Source organism: Achromobacter pulmonis, from assembly GCF_021733725.1.
GTDB classification, from domain to species: Bacteria; Pseudomonadota; Gammaproteobacteria; order Burkholderiales; family Burkholderiaceae_B; genus Achromobacter; species Achromobacter pulmonis.
Genome location: NZ_JAIFOT010000001.1, coordinates 4391013 through 4408409, shown reverse-complemented (window position 1 = coordinate 4408409; position 17397 = coordinate 4391013). Strand labels below are relative to the sequence as shown.

General features: G+C 65.1%; 20 protein-coding genes and 1 pseudogene. 6 read left to right on the top strand and 15 right to left on the bottom strand.

The window, feature by feature from the left end:
• Positions 1-41: 41 nt before the first annotated feature.
• Positions 42-515 carry a cytochrome c gene (locus tag K2W61_RS20215; protein ID WP_016448834.1) on the top strand — a complete coding sequence of 158 codons (474 nt, stop codon included), beginning with the start codon at positions 42-44 and terminating at the stop codon, positions 513-515.
• Positions 516-552: 37 nt separating this feature from the next.
• On the opposite strand, the gene K2W61_RS20210 is transcribed toward K2W61_RS20215, so the two are convergent.
• From K2W61_RS20210 to K2W61_RS20170, 9 genes are all read right to left on the bottom strand, one after another.
• Positions 553-2526, bottom strand: coding sequence for a relaxase/mobilization nuclease domain-containing protein (locus tag K2W61_RS20210; protein WP_016448835.1), 1974 nt, complete (start codon positions 2524-2526; stop codon positions 553-555).
• A gap of 436 nt (positions 2527-2962) precedes the next feature.
• The gene (locus K2W61_RS20205) at positions 2963-3550 is read right to left on the bottom strand and encodes a S26 family signal peptidase (RefSeq protein WP_016448836.1); all 588 of its coding nucleotides are present in this window, start codon (positions 3548-3550) and stop codon (positions 2963-2965) included.
• Positions 3547-4080: a DUF2840 domain-containing protein gene (locus K2W61_RS20200; RefSeq protein WP_016448837.1), complete on the bottom strand. Its 534-nt coding sequence runs from the start codon at positions 4078-4080 to the stop codon at positions 3547-3549. Before K2W61_RS20200 ends, K2W61_RS20205 begins: the two co-directional genes overlap by 4 nt.
• A complete protein-coding gene (locus K2W61_RS20195; protein ID WP_016448838.1) occupies positions 4077-4361 on the bottom strand; it encodes a hypothetical protein in 285 nt (94 codons plus the stop codon). Before K2W61_RS20195 ends, K2W61_RS20200 begins: the two co-directional genes overlap by 4 nt.
• A complete protein-coding gene (gene parA, locus K2W61_RS20190; protein WP_016448839.1) occupies positions 4358-4996 on the bottom strand; it encodes a ParA family partition ATPase in 639 nt (212 codons plus the stop codon). Before parA ends, K2W61_RS20195 begins: the two co-directional genes overlap by 4 nt.
• A 253-nt stretch (positions 4997-5249) precedes the next feature.
• A complete protein-coding gene (locus K2W61_RS20185; RefSeq protein ID WP_016448840.1) occupies positions 5250-6107 on the bottom strand; it encodes a replication initiator protein A in 858 nt (285 codons plus the stop codon).
• Positions 6108-6133: 26 nt separating this feature from the next.
• Entirely contained in the window at positions 6134-6415 is a 282-nt protein-coding gene (locus tag K2W61_RS20180) for a helix-turn-helix transcriptional regulator (RefSeq protein WP_003294091.1), read from the bottom strand.
• An 83-nt stretch (positions 6416-6498) separates the two neighbouring features.
• Positions 6499-7260, bottom strand: a complete 762-nt coding sequence (locus tag K2W61_RS20175) for a DUF2285 domain-containing protein (protein ID WP_003294092.1) — start codon at positions 7258-7260, stop codon at positions 6499-6501.
• Positions 7261-7569: 309 nt separating this feature from the next.
• Entirely contained in the window at positions 7570-7920 is a 351-nt protein-coding gene (locus K2W61_RS20170) for a DUF2958 domain-containing protein (protein ID WP_016448841.1), read from the bottom strand.
• A gap of 238 nt (positions 7921-8158) precedes the next feature.
• Between K2W61_RS20170 and K2W61_RS20165 the strand changes: the two genes are divergently transcribed.
• The 3 genes from K2W61_RS20165 to K2W61_RS20155 are packed head-to-tail and all read left to right on the top strand — an operon-like array spanning position 8159 to position 9891.
• The gene (locus K2W61_RS20165) at positions 8159-8449 is read left to right on the top strand and encodes a helix-turn-helix domain-containing protein (RefSeq protein WP_034399567.1); all 291 of its coding nucleotides are present in this window, start codon (positions 8159-8161) and stop codon (positions 8447-8449) included.
• An 8-nt stretch (positions 8450-8457) separates the two neighbouring features.
• Positions 8458-9021 carry a TIR domain-containing protein gene (locus tag K2W61_RS20160; protein WP_016448843.1) on the top strand — a complete coding sequence of 188 codons (564 nt, stop codon included), beginning with the start codon at positions 8458-8460 and terminating at the stop codon, positions 9019-9021.
• A 21-nt stretch (positions 9022-9042) separates the two neighbouring features.
• A complete protein-coding gene (locus tag K2W61_RS20155; RefSeq protein ID WP_003296361.1) occupies positions 9043-9891 on the top strand; it encodes a macro domain-containing protein in 849 nt (282 codons plus the stop codon).
• 106 nt (positions 9892-9997) lie between these two features.
• Here the strand turns inward: K2W61_RS20155 and K2W61_RS20150 are convergent, their stop codons facing one another.
• The 5 genes from K2W61_RS20150 to K2W61_RS20130 all read right to left on the bottom strand — a co-directional run bounded on the left by K2W61_RS20150 (position 9998) and on the right by K2W61_RS20130 (position 15404).
• On the bottom strand, positions 9998-10312 hold the full coding sequence (locus tag K2W61_RS20150; protein ID WP_003107092.1) for a DUF736 domain-containing protein: 315 nt from the start codon (positions 10310-10312) through the stop codon (positions 9998-10000).
• An 801-nt stretch (positions 10313-11113) separates the two neighbouring features.
• Positions 11114-11863, bottom strand: a complete 750-nt coding sequence (locus tag K2W61_RS20145; protein WP_054660124.1) for a hypothetical protein — start codon at positions 11861-11863, stop codon at positions 11114-11116.
• A 318-nt stretch (positions 11864-12181) separates the two neighbouring features.
• Complete coding sequence (locus tag K2W61_RS20140; protein WP_016448845.1) at positions 12182-12391, bottom strand: hypothetical protein; 210 nt, start codon at positions 12389-12391, stop codon at positions 12182-12184.
• Between the two features lie 61 nt (positions 12392-12452).
• Positions 12453-14501 (bottom strand): ParB/RepB/Spo0J family partition protein, encoded by a 2049-nt coding sequence (locus K2W61_RS20135; RefSeq protein WP_057505644.1) that lies wholly within the window; start codon positions 14499-14501, stop codon positions 12453-12455.
• Positions 14502-14579: 78 nt separating this feature from the next.
• Positions 14580-15404 (bottom strand): DUF932 domain-containing protein, encoded by an 825-nt coding sequence (locus K2W61_RS20130; protein WP_016448847.1) that lies wholly within the window; start codon positions 15402-15404, stop codon positions 14580-14582.
• Between the two features lie 606 nt (positions 15405-16010).
• Between K2W61_RS20130 and K2W61_RS20125 the strand changes: the two genes are divergently transcribed.
• Both K2W61_RS20125 and map read left to right on the top strand, forming a co-directional pair.
• Positions 16011-16223 (top strand): ParD-like family protein, encoded by a 213-nt coding sequence (locus tag K2W61_RS20125; RefSeq protein ID WP_016448848.1) that lies wholly within the window; start codon positions 16011-16013, stop codon positions 16221-16223.
• A complete protein-coding gene (gene map, locus K2W61_RS20120) occupies positions 16220-16987 on the top strand; it encodes a type I methionyl aminopeptidase (protein ID WP_236756407.1) in 768 nt (255 codons plus the stop codon). The genes K2W61_RS20125 and map overlap by 4 nt, the downstream gene beginning before the upstream one ends.
• Before the next feature lie 46 nt (positions 16988-17033).
• Here the strand turns inward: map and K2W61_RS20115 are convergent.
• A pseudogene (locus K2W61_RS20115) lies at positions 17034-17383 on the bottom strand (DUF2958 domain-containing protein).
• Positions 17384-17397 lie beyond the last annotated feature (14 nt).

Below are 17397 nucleotides of genomic sequence, written 5' to 3'. Positions count from 1 at the left end.
TGCAACCATTCGTTAGACCCAAAGCATTCGTCAAAACATCAATGGAGAAATTCGTGAACCAGCCCTTGAAACCCAGATCGTTCTTCACATTTTCGCTGTCCGTGCTCTTGGCAACCTTCGCCGCGGCACTCGGTGCGCAGTCCGTAGAGGCGGCAAAGCCAATGGCGCTTCGTACCATAATGGAAAGACTCGGGCGCGACATGCAAGCCGTCACGGGCGCGATCTCCAAAGAAGACTGGCCACTGGTCACCGAGCTAGCACCACGAATCGCCAAGCATGCCGAGCCGTCCATGTCGGAAAAGATGCGCATCCTTGCCTGGCTTGGGGCAGACGCTGGAAAGTTTCGGGGTCTTGATGGACAGGTCCATGACGCCGCGACCGCCATGGGCGAGGCTGCCCAGCGGAATGACGGCCAAGCAGTCATCGCGGCTTTCTCCAAAACCCAGCAAAGCTGCCTAGCCTGCCACCAGAGTTACCGTCGCTCGTTCGTGGAAAAGTTCTATGGAAGCCGCTAGCAAGAGATGGCTACACCTGTTGACGGAAGACTAGCTTCTATCCAATAGATATACCTCGACGAATTCCGAGTTCCCAGGAAGCCGATCCTTTATGAATGGTCGCAGCGAGTTGTTGTCCCAACCGCTGCTCGATCACCGGCTTCCACGGCACCAGGCTGAATCCCATGCCGTCATCAAGCATCGCGTAGCGCCCGCTAGCGAGCATGACGGAACGCCTGTAGATGCCAGCCACGCGTTGGCCGTCGGACACGGGCCGGTGCTCCAAGCCGGTTTCGGCCGCAATGTCCTTGGCGGCCTGCGCCAATTCCCGATTGCGCAGCGTGCCCAACAGATTCCGGGCTAGGATTACGCGCTGCCCGCGCCGCTCGGCCAGCCCCTGTTCGGCCAGGAAGTCGGCGCGCTGCTGCATCGCCTGTTTGGCCTCGCCGCCAAAGCCCAGGTCGCCCAAGCCCGAGCCGCCGCCGATCAACTGCTGGTCAAGCCAGGTGGCCCCGATCACGCGGGCCTGCCGCTCTATGGGCAGGTGCGATTTCAGTTCAACGGCCACGCCGCCCAGGCGCTGCGCGTCGTAGCGGCGGCCCTGCTCGGCCAGGTCGTCCGGCACCTTCCATAGCCCTTCGGCCACGCGCTCCACGATGCCGGCCCGGCGCAGGGCTTCGAGCCGGCGGACGTGGACCGCGACGACTTCCTGCGGATCGCGGCCCGGTACGGCCTGACCCTGCGCGATGGCGAGGTGATGATCGGTGCGGTACAGGCCACCGCTCGCCAGTGCGGCGATGTTCTTGTCGGCGGCGCGCAGGTCGGCCGATCCCTTCACCTCCACCACGGCACCGGCTGGGTAGTTCGCCAGCTCGTCGCGGGCGTTGAGCGCGACGTAGTGGGCCTTGCCATCCACCCCGTCGATGACCAGATAGCCCCGGTCTCGCAGCTCGTCGGCCAGCCCCTTCGCGGCCACGCGGCCGAGGATGGTTCGGCCGTCGTCTCCCGGCTCGAACACCGCCAGCTCGCGCGGCTCGCCGCGCATGGCCCGCTGCATGGTGCGGATGATGTCGCCACGCTCGCCCAGGACGCGCAGGGTCTTTTCGGCGTCGGCATGGACGGCCCAGGTGCCGGGCTGCATTTCGTCGGCCAGGCCCAGGCGCTGCAAGCGTTGCAGCCGGCCGATCAGCAGCAGGCGCTGGCATTGCAGCCGCGGTTCGTTGAAGCGTTCGATCTGCACTCGGCCGCCCTCGCCTGCCTCGCGTTGCAGGGTGCGATCCAGGCTCGTCCACCGCTCTTGCTCCACCTCGCGCTGCAAGGTCTGCTGGATCTCCAGCTCGGTGCGCGGCCCCAGCCATTCGGTGGCCAGCTCGGCGGCGCGATGGCGGAAGCCATCGGCGATGTAATCGCCCGCGATGATGAGGTCTTTGCCGGTGTCGTCGCGCCCGCGCACGACGATGTGCGTGTGCGGGTTGTCGGTGTTCCAGTGGTTGACCGCCACCCAATCGAGGCCCGTGCCCAGGTCGGCCTCCATGCGGCCCATGAGGTGCCGCGTGTAGGTGCGCAGGTCTTCCAGCTCCGCGCCATCCTCGGGCGAGAGGATGAAGCGGAAATGGTGCCGGTCGTCGGCGCAGCGTTCCTTGAAGGCGTCGAGGTCGGCGGCATCGGTTTGCGGCCCGTAGGCTTGGCCCGGCTCGCCATCGCGGCCCACACCGTCGCGTTCGATGTAGCGCAGGTGCTTGGCGAGCGACTGCGGGCTGGCCTGGCGCTGGTTGACCAGCAGCGTTTTGATGGTCACGCGCCGCGACATGGGCATCAGCTTCGCCCCCGCGAAGCGCGCCGCCGTGTGGCCGCGCCCCAGGCGCGAGCCGGGCCGCTGGCCGGTGCCATGCGCCGACGCCGAACGGCGCACCGAGGACTTGCCGGCGCTGGCCTTGTCTGCCTGCTTGAGCACCTTGGAGACGAAGCCCTGGCCCCGATTCTTCGGGGCGCTGGGGCGGATGCGGAAATCGTCGTCGCGGCGGTCGGTCATGGCTGTGCTCCCTGCAAGTTACGGCGTGTCCTGTCGTGCGAAGCACGCAGACATGCCTGCATTGGCGCGAGCTTCGCGCCACAAGCAGCACGGCAGCGAAGCCGCGCCGTGCTGCGCCAACCCCACGTGCAGACTGGCTTTCGACGCGGCCCGGTGCCGCGTCCTTTTGTCTTGCCTTCCGCCTTTGCCCCTCGCTGGCGCTCCGGGCAGCGGCGGCCCGGCGGTGCTGCTGCGTGGGCAGCCAGCGCGCCTGCGAACGCGGCGACGGCCACAGGCCAGGCGCGTTCGAGGCAAGACGCCTGCACATGGGAAGGCAGCGCGAAGTGCAGCGCGGATGCGCCCGCACTGCACGCGCGACGACATGCGGAAAGCCAACGGATCGGCACGCCCGATGGCACGATGAGATGCACGGCAACGTGCAGCGAATCGGCCGCCATCATGGACGGGCCTCCAGCCAGATTGGATGCGCGATGCCGATCACGGCGGACGCGCTGACCGGCCCGAAGTACCTGCTGTCGAACGACGCCGGGTTGGTCACACTGAACAGGAACAGTTCGCCGGGTTGAAGGCGACGGCATTGCTGCCAGGATGGCAGCGGCCGGCCCCAACGGTCAGCGGGCAGCACGGCGGCCGAAGGCACGCCGTCGATGCGGACGATGCGGCCGGTGATGCACACCTCCTGCGGCGCGATGGCGCCCACGCGCTTGAGCAGCGGTACGTGAGCCGGCAGGTAGCCGCGCTGCGCAGCCAGCGCGGCGGCATCTGCCGGCATCGTGGTCAGGACGATGCTGCCTACGGACAACGGACGTGGCAGCGAGCCGGCACCGTGGCCCAGCGGATCGACGCGATACCAGCCGATCGCCACACTGTCGGACGGGTTGTAGATCAGGCGCGGCAGCGGATGCACGAAGGATGCCCAGGCCAGCGCAGCGAGGCCGCAGGCGGACAGGCCCGCCAGCACGATACGAGTGCGCAGGCGCGAGCGAGGATGCGGCGCGGTGTCGGCAGCACAAGCGGCGGTCATGGCAGCGCCCTCCCTGCGAGCCAGGCGGCGTGCCGCTCGGCGGTGTACTCCGGCAGCGGCAGGCGCGCAGCAAGCCGGTTGGCGAGCGTGCGCCAGTACGCGGGCGAGGCACCGACAGGTGCGATGCCCAGCGCCTCGATGGCGTCGATGCGTTCCAGCATGGCGCGCACCTGATTTTCTCCCTCGGCGTGCAGCAGCAGGCGCGCGCCCGGCTGCACGCCGGGGATGCGCTGCGCCGCGTCCAGCGGCGTGCAAGCCTGCATGACCATGAGCTGCCAGCGCACGGTGCCGTAGTCGTTGGCCTGCCAGCGGATGCGGCAAAACACGGCGCCCGGCAGGAACACCGCGCAACGCCGCCAGCGGTCGAGCTGGAGCGTGCGCGCGGGTTCACCGAAGCGCAGATAGAGCTTGAAGCGTGGTTCGATGTAGGCCAGCGCCACGCGCGTCAGCGGCGCGTTGGCAGGCTGGCCGGAAGGTGCTGCGAGCGCAGCCGTGGCCGCGCCAGCGGCAGGCGAAGCGGATGCGTTCATGGTGTGCTCTCCCTGCGGTGTTCTGGAAACTCTCGCTCCAGCAGCCCGCGCAACAGATCGGCAACGGTCACGCCCTGCGTGAAGGCCGACACCTTGATGCGCGCCCGCATGGCGGGCGTGATGTCGAGGGTCAGACGTGCGGTGTACAGGTCGCCCTTGTTGAGCGCATCGGCGTCGCCCTGACGAATCCACGCCTCGGCGTGTGGATTCGCGGGCGGACGCGCGCCGATGCCGACGCGCTTGGCATTGCGCTTGCTGTTCGGTGGCGGCTTCTCTGTCATGACGGCCACCGCAGCAATTCGTCCACCAGCGCCGTGATCTCGCGGGCGGCGGCGCTGTTCGGCGCCGTCTCGCGTGCAAGCCGGCCAGCGGCCACGCTGTCGGCGAACACGATGCGTTGATGCACTTCCGCGCGCAGCGCAGGAAGCGGCTGGTCTGCGAGCGCCTGGCGCGCTTCGCGCCCGATCACGGTGGTACTGACGCGCCGGTTGATGACGAAGGCCGCGCGCAGCGCCGGCCGGAACACCTGCGCCTCGCGGATCAGCGCCACCATTTCAGCTGAAGCCCAGAGGTCGTAGGGACTGGGCTGCACCGGGATCAGCACGCGCTCAGCCGCCAGCAGCGCGGAGCGCGCCAAGGCGGCGATGCGCGGCGGCCCATCGATGACGACGTGATCTGCCCGCCTGGCGAGTTCTGGCGCTTCCTGATGCAGCGTTTCGCGTGCGAGGCCGACGGCGCTGAACAGCCGTGGCAAGCCTTGCTGGCTTCTGCGCTGCGTCCAGTCCAGCGATGAACCCTGCGGGTCGGCGTCCAGCAGCACGACATGCTGGCCGCGCATCGCCAGCTCGCCGGCGATGTGCGTAGCAAGCGTGGTCTTGCCCACGCCGCCTTTCTGGTTGAGCAGCGCGACGATCATGACCTGGCCCTCCCTGCTGGAAAGCCCGGCTGTTGTCGCGGCGTTTGCGGCCGCGTGGTGGTTGTCCACCGCAGCGGCGTTTCTCTACTAAAAGTTAGAGAAATTAAGTTAGGGAAGTTAGAGGGCGGGGAAACCCAGTGCTGGTGCGGGTTTGCGGCCGATCGGCACGCCTGATAGCACGATAGTCCCACGCCCGATAGCACGATACCCCGCACGCCTGATAGCACGACACCATTCACAGGCTCTCCCGGAGTTATCCCCGTGCCGTATGCGGCACGGGCCGGAACGTCAGCAGTTCCATGCCGTTGTCCGGCATCCTCTCGATGCCCAGGACGTAGCCGGGCAGCGACTGCCGCGCGACCAGCGCGCGCAGGTCGCAGGCGAAGTCGTAGGGCTTCGCAGTGCTGCCGGACTTCTGGTGCAGGTAGCGGAAGTCGAATTGCCAGCCGTATTCCTGCTTGCCGCCGTGCTTGCGCACCAGGCGGTACAGCCACCGCTCGATGCCGCCGGTCAGCCGGAAATACGCCGGGTCGATGGTCAGCACCAGGGCGGCGTCGAGCACGCCGGCGTAGAACCAGTCCGGCAGGATCAGCTCGATGCCCAGCGGCGTGCCGTTGGCATCGGCCAGTTCCTTCCATTCGTTGATCCACGAGAAGCGATGCAGGCGCCGCCCGGTCGTCTCGCGGATGGACGTGGCCACCGTGGTCGATTGCAGCCGATCCAAGGCCGCTTTGAGGCGCTGGTAGTCGCGCAGCGACTTGCCGCGCCCGATGAAGCGCAGGATCTCGTAGGGCGTGGCGCGCATCAGCCGCGAGGGCCGCAGGCCCGCGTCCTTCGCCTCCACGATCTGCGAGGCAGCCCAGATCAGCACGTCCGCATCCCAGATCGTGGCGATGCCGTGTTCGGCCGTGCCCTCCACGCGGATCGTCACGTTGCCCGCACGGAAGTCGATGGGCTTGACCCGCTTGGACTTGCCGAGCGAGAAGAACGGATAGGCCATCAAGTCCTGGCTGTCGCGCGGCGCCATGTCGCCGGGCAAGGCGCGGAACAGGTCGAGCTGTTCGCGCTCCTGCAACGGCCGCTGCCGAGACGGCAGCGCGGTGCTGGACATGGCGATGGCCTGCCGCGCGCCGCCGATCAGCGCGCACGGCTGTCGGCCAAGTGGTGCTCGGCGTATTCGGGATCGGAGGTCGTCTCGAAGCTGCGGTCGGCAGCCCAGGCATCGAGGTCGGCCACGGCGTACATGACACGGCGGCCGAACTTGCGAAAGCGCGGGCCACCGCCAATCACGCGCTGCTTTTCCAGCGTGCGCGGCGATAGGCGTAGGTACTCGGCGGCTTCGTCGTTGGTGAGATAGCGTTGAGGTTGCGCGGCAGCGGTCGAGACAGTGGCGGCAGGCCGCAAAGGAGCGGGACGCATGGTGTGAACCTCCATCGTTTGAAAACGCCCGGCCACACAGCGCGACCGGATGGAGGCAGTCTCAAGAAGCGAGAGGTTTCCGATCAGGGCCGTTTTGCGTCCGCATCAAAACGACCCTTCTCAAGCGGCGGAAGCTGTGCTAATCGGCGATAGCCGCCGCGCATCAGCGCATCGCCGCGCCGCACCAGGCGGCGCACCTTGGAGCGCAGGCCGCCATCGCTGTACCAATCGGCCACGGCCTCGGCACCGAACAGCCCTTCGCCGACATCGCGCAAGGATGCGCCCGCCAGGGTCGCGTCGAGCGCCTGCAAGGTGTGCAGCTCCAGCAGCGCGGCAGGTGTTGGCCTGGGCTTGGCGTCGGCCAAGGCTGGGCCGTGCGTATGGCGACGCGCATTCGCGGCAGCGCCGCCGCGATGGGCATAGGCCACGGCCATGCCGTCTTCCAGGGCGGACGCCAACGCGAAGCGCAGGCAATGGCCTGGGCTGCGCGCGATCAGCGCCAGCCCCTTGCCGTCGTGGAGAAGTTGCTTGTGGCCGGGGATGCACCAGAACGCGAAGGTGGCGGCATCCTGCGGCGGGTCGGCATCGGGATAGAGCTGCACCACGGCCGCATGACCAGGCAGCCAAGCGGGATGCGCGTCACGCGCATCCAAGGCAGGGTCTTCCAGCAGGCGCAAGCCCCAGCGATGCGCTGCTTCAGGCCGGCGATGACGGCGCAGCCAGTCAAGCCGGTAGTCGGGATGCCTGCGCAGGTACTCCCAGGCGAGCGCGAGCGTATCCAGCCAAAGGACGTACAGGTAAGCGGCAGTCGGATACCAATGCGCGACGTGATGGGGATCGACCATGGCGCAACCTCCCTGCGAACAGGACAGGCCGCCACGGCAGGGCTACGCGCTACATCGCCATCATCAGAACGTCATGGGGAAAAAAGATAGTTGGGACTGTCAAGACCGATTGGCTCCGATGCGTTGCGGTAGTTGTCTCAATGCTGCGGCGGCAACGCCCCGAGGTGGGGCGCCGTACAGACCAGCCTGCCGTAGCCCGCGTCGGGCATCATGTCTATTTGGATCAGACTGGTGCGGCTGCGCCGCAAGAATGCTGATTGAGACCTGCCCGGTATGACACCAGACTGAAAAAGTCACAGTGGGCTGTGCTCAGTCCGGGATAGCCCCGTCTTGCTCGGCCAAGCAGGTGTATTCCGACAGTGTGCGCGTGGGCTGGAAATAGAGATCGCGCATCACGGGCTGCTTGCGTGGCCCGACGATGCCGGCCAGCTCGGACAGCTTGAAGGTGCCTTGCGCCGGCATCCCGATCCCCAGGTCGATGAGGCCCCAGGCGGTATCGCCATCGACGGGGTCGAGCGCGGCCAGCAGCCAGGTCACGTGCGCGTCCGGCGTGAACAGGCGCACCACGGGCACCGGGTCGATGGCCCGGCCAGCGGCACGGGCCGCGCCGTTGGCGAGCAGTTGCGCGCGCTCCGGGGCGGTGGTGAGTGACTGGGGCATGGTCGGCAATCCCACAAATCCAATGATGCACAAATGCTGTTCCACGTCGAAGCGCAGAACCGCGAAAACGGATGTACGCCTTCGTGCGCAAGCACGGATGCGGTTCTGTGGCTTTGCTGGAACCCGTCGATACGGATTTCCGTAAAGGCACGAAAGCGGAGAACAACAATGAACACTATAGATTGTAGCCCTATAGAGCGCAATGAGTTGTCATCTTGGTTTTTCAGGGGAACCATAGGTGGCGGCTCGGTACTCATTGGCGAAGGCTTTGAAGACAGTCAGGAAAGCGCGTGGCTTGAGCCAAGAAGCGTTTTCGGACGTGTCGAGCCGCACCTATATGAGTACCCTGGAGCGCGACCTTAAAAGCCCGACCTTGAACAAACTGGCCGAGCTGTGCGAGGTGATGGAGATCCACCCGCTCACGCTGCTGACGCTGGCTTACGCAGGCGACAGCACGCGCAAGGCCGACGAGTTGCTGGCGCAGGTTCGCCAGGAACTTGAGGCGGTATTGAATTCAGACGGAGATTGAGAAGCGCCATGGCATATCGAAATGGAAACTACACCGCCTTCTACGTTGCGGAGCCATTCCATCCCAGCTCGCTGGGTGCCAATGCGACAAAAGATTTTCAATACTACAACACCCTGCGGATGTGGAAAGGCGCTGATGCGACGTTCCCCTTTGTCGATTCGCACGACAAAACTTACAGCGTCCGCGACGGCAGCGATTGGGAATACACCCTGAAGCCGAGACTCAGGGAGCGCCTTCGGAACTCGAAGAACATCATCCTCATCTTGAGTTCGATCACGACGAATTCCCGTGCCCTTCGAGAAGAAATCGACTACGGGATCAACGACCAGGGGCTACCCGTCATCGTCGTCTACCCTGAATATGCCACCAAGGAAAGCCTGCTGGTCGGTGGATCATTGAAGCAGGCGGTCAAGAACCTGTGGGGAAATCTTCCCGTATTCCGGGATTCGATGAGCAAAATCCCTACGCTTCATGTCCCAATGAACAAGGAACTCATAAAAAAATCCTTGCAGGACGGCGAGTTCATGGTTGGGAGCATGAAGGCCCCAGGCATCTACAGGTACAACCCATAATCAATCGACATATCGGAGCGAATGATCCACGTCATGGCGAAGGTCAACTTTTTTGACAGGCGGGTCATCAAGAAATTCCTTGAGATCACCGCTGTCATCAGCGGTACGCTGTCATTCGTAGTTATTTTTGTTGACGTCCCTACCGAGTGGAAGCTGAAGGCTGGCTTGGCCTTCTTAGTAATACTGGCGCTCACCTACTTGGTGATATGGCTCTGGTCGAACAACCTGAATAGTATCGACATCAATGTCGAGGGCAGCGATGTCGCGATCAAGACTGGAGACATTTTCCAGCAGCCTGGATTGAAGGCAATCGCCTTCAATGAGTATTTCGACACGCAGGTTGATAACAAGATAATTGGCGAGACTTCCCTCAACGGCGTTTTCATCCAGAAGCATCTCGGCGTCCCACTCTCCGAACTGGACCGCCACATCGAGGAATACGCTTTTGATATCAGCGAAGTGCTGGATGAGAACGAGGCCAGGAAACAGGGGAAGAAGAAAAGATATCAGATAGGCACGATCTGCCTGTACAAGGACTACCTCCTGACCGCGTTCTCCAAGTTCGACGAGAACAACAAGGCGCTGCTAACGATGCCGGAGTACCTTGAGTTTCTCATCAATTTCTGGGACAAGGTAAACAACGTCTACGCCCAGCAAAGCGTATCGACCACAATCTTCGGTTCGGGAATCACGCGAATCAAAGGACACAAGAACATTTCCGACGAGGATCTCCTGAAGATAATGCTGTGGACGTTCAGGATCAGCGAAATGCGATTCAAGTATCCCGCGAAGCTGACCATCGTGATCCACAAAGATAAGATTGACCAGATCAATCTTCTTGACATTAAATCCGCTAGGAACGGCGTGTAATTTCCAATAGCGGTTCGGAACGAGCCTGCTTCTCATAGGTGCTGACTGGATAGGTGCTGTACCAACAGCACAGCGCCCCGCCGCGATGGGCGGGGCGCTGCGGCGGTCACGCCGCCTGGGGCTTGCTGCGCGACCAGATCAGGTCGTGCGTGCCGTCCTCGCCTTCGATCAGGCGGGCATAGACCGGAGCCGGGAACGAAGGATCGTCGAGGGTCACGGACTTGTATTCCCGCCCGGCCTCGCTGGTCTTGTTCCATGCCGCGCCGATGTCGTGGCCTGCGGCCTGGAGGCGGAAGTCGGGGGCGTTCTCGCTGCTGCCCTTGTCGTTGGGAACCAGCTTGACCTTGACGTTGAGCGTCAGGGTGCGCAGCGTGCCGGTGAAGCCGTCTTTGTCGGTGGTGAAGGTGCCGATGTTGGCCATGATGATTTCTCCTTTCGGTTGAACAAGGTTCGCGCCCATCGCGTCCTTGTTGTGATCCGGCCGGCGGGGGACGGGCTGGCTGCACCGCTTGCGGTCGAAACGCAGTGGAGAACCGGAAGGTGAAAAGAATTTGCTGCGCGAGGAAGCCGCGCAGCGGCGGGGAAATTGTTTTCGCCGGACGGTTGCAGCCATGAAGCCCGAGGCGCAGCCGCGCCCCCGCCAGGATTCACAACGAGACAAGGACGCCTTGGGCCGAACCGCTCCGAAAGGAGATAGGGCCGGCTCGCCCCCCCCGCCCGAAGGCATCTCCGGCACGCCCCCTGACGCGGGCCAGGTCAACCACCCAACGACAAGCGAGAACGCCCTTGCCGCACCTTGCGGCGCAGGTCTTGAGGCGTGGCGTGGAAGCTCCATAGCGATGCCGGGCGGGTTGTCCGTGAACCGTCCTTCGTGACGTGATGGGCAGGAACCGCCAGCGTTGAGGACGGCACGCATCCGCACAACCTGCCGCAGCAAGCGCCAGCGTGTTTGCCAGCGTTGCGACCATCGCGGCGGGGCGCTGGCCAGGCCGATCCAGCGCAGCCGGTTCGGCCGCATCGAAGATGCACCAAGCATCGCGCGGCGGGGATAGCCTGCAAGGCTTTCCCCTGGAGGCAAGCGCAGCGCCGCAGGCGCGCAGGCGTGAGGGATTGAAGCCGAATGGCCGTGACGGCAAAGACGGCACGGGACGCAGCCCGAAAGCCCGGCGGCGCATAAGTGCCGCCACGCCCTGTTCTCGCCTCACGAACTGGCTCGAACGCTCTACAGGATGAAGCTGCCTTGGTCGGCGTAACCGTGCGGCTCAATCACCACCGCGGCCACTCGCGCCTGCACAGCACGCTTGCACGAGAATTCCTCTCCGCCATCCTGTATCCAAGCGCCGAGCCGACGTTCCAGCCAGCCGTGCGCGCACGCCGCGCCGTCATCCAGGCCGTCGTTGAAGTCGGCTTCGACCTGCTCATTGCGCGGGTCAAGCAGTACGTGGATCGCCAACTCGTCGCCGCTAATCGCGGCGACAGCCGCAGTTGCCGGCAGGCCGTCGAAGGTGAAGCGGTACAACCCGCGCACGCCGCCTCCGTTCGTCGGGTCGGCGCCGGCCCACCAGTCCTCGCCCGGGGACAACCCGAACAGGCGCTGTTCCAAGCCGGCGTTGATCGCCGCGACCATCAGGTTGCGCCATGCGTTCCAGCGCACGCCGCGCTGCTTGCGCAGCGGATAGGTCTTGAACGGCGAGTAGGAACGGTCCAGCTCTGGTAGCAAATGCAGGTCATCTGGTGCGTTGTAGCCCAACTGCCGCAACCGCTGGATCGCGCGTGCATTGCTCGGTTTGCTAGCCTCGGCAGTGGCGCGACCGCCGAGTGCGGCGCGCAGCGCCGCATGGGTTCTGAACCCGAGCGCGGCGGCTACGACCTCGCTCATATGCGCGGAACGGACGCCGCTCACGCGGCGCTCCGCCCGCTGTTTGAGATTGCGGACGGCGGCCTCGGAAACAAAATAGGTAGATGCAGACATGCCAAATTCCTCTGTACATGGCCGATGTCTGCCGATTACGCATCGACCGAAGGAATGGGCACGGTCAACGTAACGAATGAAGCGGTATAGAACGTCGTTTAACCCGGCAGCAGGTTCAGCTAGACGCGGCTGTACGCTCATCATAGCGACCGACTGCCGTGAAGCAAGTGCGCGGGAGGAATCCCGCGCCGCCCTGTCCCCGCCTGGCTGAAGGCGGCGACGGGGCGATTTTGTTTTGGACGTTGGAACCGGGCGCGGCCACCGCCGCGCCCGGATTTTGGAACAGCCCCCGGCTCAATGTGCCGGGGGCTGCCGCTGCTATTCCTTCGTCTCGATGAGCCACCACACGGCACGCGGCAAGGCGCGGCCCGTGATGGGATGAATGTCGGTGAGGTCGGCGCAGGCCATCCAGCCCGAGGGCGGGCGATAGCCGCGCACGTCGCCTTCACCATGCCAGCGGCGAGCGCGTACCGTGCCGGGGGCATAGGTCGCCGCCATGCGCGGGCGGCTGTTTGTGGTGCGGGTCATGTGGCTTCTCCTTCCAGCGAAGCGCCCCGGTCGAGGCCGGGGCGCTTGCCTTCGGTGCGGGTCAAGCGGCCAGCGCCTCGGCGGGTTCATCCGCCATTGCTTCGGCATCCTCCGGCGCGTCCTGCTCCGGGCCTTCTTCCTGCGCGGCCTCCTGCGGGTCTGCGGCCTTGAAGATGGCGGGCATCCAGCCCGTGCCATCGGCCAGCCGTTCCGCTTCGCTGGCAATGTCGGCCTTCTTGAGCTTCGCCAGCCGGTTGACCTGCTCGGGCGCGTACTCGCCCACGGCATCCAGAATCGCGGCCTTGGAAACGTGCTTGAAGTAGCCTTCTGCGGTCGGCTTCCACCATGCGGCCATGTCGAGGCCCACGGCCTGCGCTAGTTCCTCGCCGCGCTGGTGCGTCGTGGCGCGAGGCGTCACCACGTCTACCGTCGCGGCCACGCAAACCGCCAGCAGGCGCACCAGTTCGTCTTGCGAATTCACCAGCAGCGCGGCGAACAGTTCGGCGCTGTCCTCCGGCAAGGCTTCACCGGCCACCTGTTGCAGTTCGCGCAGCGCCACGGCGGCGGGCGATTCCGGCCAGTCCGGGGTCATGCCTTCCAGCCGGTCTTGCGCCGTAAGGCGCACGCCCAGCGGCAGGCCATCGCCGTAGGCGTCGGGCTGCAAGACGGTCTGCACCATGCCATGCACCAGCGCGGCCAGCGCGACGTGCGGATGCCGTGCGACTTCGATTTGCAGCGCGGCGGTGCGGTGGGCGCTCAACCGCTGCGCCAGCCGGTCGGACAGGCTCGCGGCCTTGGGCGCGTCGTCGTCCTCGCGCTCGTCGTTGGCGGCTTCGCCTTCGGTGCCGCCGAAACCGCGCCGCAGCTTGTCGAGCGTGCGCAGCGCCTTGGCCTCGGCCTCGCGCAGCAGGCCGCGATGAATGGCGGCCTCGCCGTTGCGGTCGATGGTGACGATGGCACCGGCCACGTCGCGCACCTCGGGCGCATAGCCTTGCAAGGCGTCCTCCGCGTCTTGCAGTTCCCCGATCACCTGATCGCGCCGCTGTTCCAGCTTCTCGGCCTTGGCCTCGTCCTCGGCGTCGCAGGCATCTTCCAGTTCGGCGTCGATCTTTTCGAGGCGGGTTTCCAGCGACGCGATGCGGCGGGCCTCGCGGGTCGTCGGCTCGCGGCGATGGCGCGGGGCGTTCTGGAACGCCTGCCGTTCCTCGTAGGCAAGATGCGGCACGGCCTCCACCCATGCCCAGCCCTCGGCGCGCACGTCTTCTGCCAGCGTTTCCAGCTTGTCGCGCACCAGCGCTTCCAGCACTCCGGTATCGGTGAGGTAGGTTCCGGCATCGCCTTCGGCGAACAGGTCGCGGCGGATGCCGCCGCCTGCCTGCCGGTAGGTGTCCAGCCCGACGAAGCGCACCAGCGCATGCGCGGCGTCGATTTCGCGCTCGGTCAGGCGCTCGCGCAGCTTGGACGGGCTGCGCTGCCATTCCGGCGCACCATAGAACGCGGCTTCCTGCGCGGCGTGGTCGTCGGTGATGGTCAAGGCCATCAACTGTTCCAGCGTCACGCCACCGGCCCGGTAGTCGGCCATCAGGCGCGGCGAGACGTTCGCCAGCTTCAAGCGGCGCTGCACCACCAGCGGGGACACGCCGAAGTCGGCGGCAATGTCCTCGATGGGTCGGCCTTCCTTGACCAGCGCGGCGAAGGCCGCGAACTGGTCGGCGGGGTGCATGTTCTCGCGCTGCACGTTCTCCGCGAGGCTGACGGTACGGGCCGAAGCATCGGGCACCAGCAGGCACGGCACTTCGTAGTCGGCGGGGATGCGCTTCTTCTTTGCCAGCAGCTTCAAGGCGGTCAGGCGGCGGTCGCCTGCGACGACTTCGTATTGCTCGCCATCGGCGGCGAGGATGACGATCAGGTTTTGCAGCAAGCCGATGCGGGCAATGCTCGCGGCCAGTTCGGGGATGGACTGGCGCGGGGTCGTGCGGACGTTGCGCTTGGAGCGGCGCGGCAGCAACTGCGAGAGGGGAACCAAGATCAGGTTCTTGGTCGGGTCGGCCACTTCCAGCGGTGCGGCGGCTTCGATGGCGACGGCTTCGGTTTTGAGTATGGCGTTCATGGTGATTTCTCCTAGCGGTTGGGATGCAGCAGCGAGAAAAGCGGCAAGGGCTGCTGCCTGCCCCTGCCGCGTGGGGATTCAGGCTTTCAACTGGCGCAGGCCATCGGCCAGCAGCCACAGGGCGCGGTTCAGGCGCACGCTTTGGTCAATGCCCTGCACGGGCCGGGTGGTCTGGCGGCGGCCATTCGCGGCGCGGGCGGACAGGCCGCCTTTGGTCAAGTTCTCCTGCGTGCGGTTGAACACGCTCCACAGGTCGCGGCGGTCGTCGTCATGGCGGCGCGGCATCAGGATTTGCGATTCCGTGATGGGCGCGGGCCTGTCCTCGTCGTACTTCAACGCCAGCGCAGCGCGGGCGAACACTTCCGATTCCCCGGCGTCGAGCGTGATGGCGCGCATGGCATCGCGGGATTCCTGCGCCCGGTCGAAACCGTGCAGGACTTCGTAAGCGCCTTCGATGACGTGCCCGGCTACGTCGCCCTTGTGGGGCACGCGCACGTCCGCCACGGTGTCGCCGCAGACAAGGCCATTGCTGCAGACGAAACGAAACATTCCGGCCAGCATCTGATAGCTGCTGGTGCCGTCATGGGAGTTCAGCAGGATGATTTCGTTGGCCTCGCGGCCGTTGATCTGGCTGGCGTGGCGCAGCCGGATCATGTGCTTGGTGTAGTCGCGACGGTCGTCGTGGCGCACGCGGGTTTGCGTCACCATGAAAGGCTCGAAGCCTTCCCCGCGCAGTTCTTGCAGTACGGTCGCGGTGGGGATGTAGCTGTACCGCTCGGAGCGGCTTTCGTGCGGTGCCTCCGCAAAGATGGACGGGGCCACGGCCCGGATTTGGTCGTCGGACAAGGGACGTTCCGAACGCAGCACCGGTGAACGGGAAGCGAAGCGGGATGCGAGTTGCATGGCATTTCTCCTGACAAAGAAAAAAGGGGTTGCTGTTCACCGCACACCGGATTCCTAGATTCGGAAGCCCAGCCTTTCGGCTGTTCGGTGCGGTCGGCACGAGGAACCCGGTTGGCCCTGTTGCCACCGTCTTTCCTGAGTTCATCGCCCGCGACGGTCAGGAGCGCGCGAACGGGTGCCGTCAAGGAGGCAAGCGCAGGGTTGGTGCGGCCCGCAGCGCAGCGAGGACACGGCCCTGCGCGCCTTGACGGCACACGGGCGCGGGCTACAGTCGCGGTGAAGGTGATGAGGTCAGGGGAGACGGCTGGACAAGGCAACGGCCATCCCACACGCCGACCGCACGGCAAGCGAAGCGCGCAGGCCCGAAGCTGGAAGCCGGGCCGGAGGCGTCAGCCGAGCGGAGCGAGGGGACGATGGAAGCCCGTCAGGGGCGAGACGCCGCAGGCGGCTCGATGCGCCACGCGCACGACAGCGCGACCGGCCATGTTTCTTGGCCGGGGACGCCCGGACTTCTAGGCCATCGGCCTCAGATCGCGTCAGAAGGTCACTTGCGCCACCAGCAGGGTGAACATATGATTCATATATGTTTCATATAAACCAAAGCTCATGGGCATAGTGAACATCGACGACGATCTGCACGATCAACTGCGCAAAGCAAGCGCCGTGTCGTGTCGGTCGATCAACGCGCAGGCGGCCTTCTGGATCAAGATCGGCATACTGTGCGAAATGAATCCGACGCAGAGCTTCAACGAGATCGTTGCTCGTGAACTGCGGGCCGCAGGCGTTGTGGCACAACCTGTCAAGATGGGATCGGCATGACCAAGCGACCGGAAGAAATCGCGCTTCTGGCAGATACGGGCCAGTTGTTGGCGCAGGTGTTCGGCCATCTCGATCGGTTGGATCTGATCGGCATGTCCACCATGCAGATCAACGATCTGGTAGATGGCCTCATCGTCCATGAACTCAATGCACGTCCAGCCAGCAAAGGCCAGTACGGCTACGCCTATGCGCTCAACGCCTCCCGCAACAACGTGGTCTGCCACGGTGTGCCTTCCGCTGCGGACATCCTGCAAGATGGGGACATCGTGAACTTCGACATCACGCTGGAGAAGAATGGCTACATCGCCGATTCCAGCAAGACCTATCTGGTGGGCGAGGTGGCGCTACCGGCCAGGCGGCTCGTGCAGACGGCCTATGAGGCGATGTGGAAAGGCATTCAAGCCGTCCGCCCAGGTGCCACGCTCGGTGACGTGGGGCATGCCATCGAGCGGCACGCCCGCAGGAATGGATATTCGGTGGTCAGAGAGTATTGCGGCCACGGCATCGGCCGTGAAATGCACGAGGAGCCCCAGGTGCTGCACTGGGGCAAGCCACGAACCGGCTTGGTATTGCGCGAAGGCATGGTGTTCACCATAGAGCCTATGGTGAATCAAGGCCGGCGGGCCGTTCGGACGGAAGACGATGGCTGGACGGTCGTCACGTGCGACGGGCAACTGTCCGCTCAGTTTGAGCACACTGTGGCCGTCACCGCGAGCGGTATGCGAGTCTTGACCTTGCGCTCTGGCGAGAAGAAGCCGCATTGAGCTAAGCTAGTGGATAGGAGCGCCTTGCGGCGCTCCAAGGGCCAGGTCAGACAGCGATCCGCCCGGCCAGCCGCGCATCGCGCGCATAGGCGCTCAACCGCTTCTCGGCGCGGAACGACAGGTCACGCTCGATCGCAGGCCCAGCCAGCCGCGCACCGTCGCCAGCTCGCCCAGGCTGACCCAGCCGATTTCCGGCTCTCCCAGGCCCGGGTCGCAAAGACCGAAGGCGCGGTCGTGGTCGTCGGGATCAATCTCGGTCAGCAGCCAGGTCGCGCCGGCGTCCGGCGTGAACAGCTTGACCACGGGCGCCGGATCGAAGTCCGCGTTCTCCAAGGATGCGCGGCCGTTGGCCAGCAGCACGATGCGCTGCTCGTCAGTGATGAGTGCGTTGTTCATGGTGAACTCCTGAA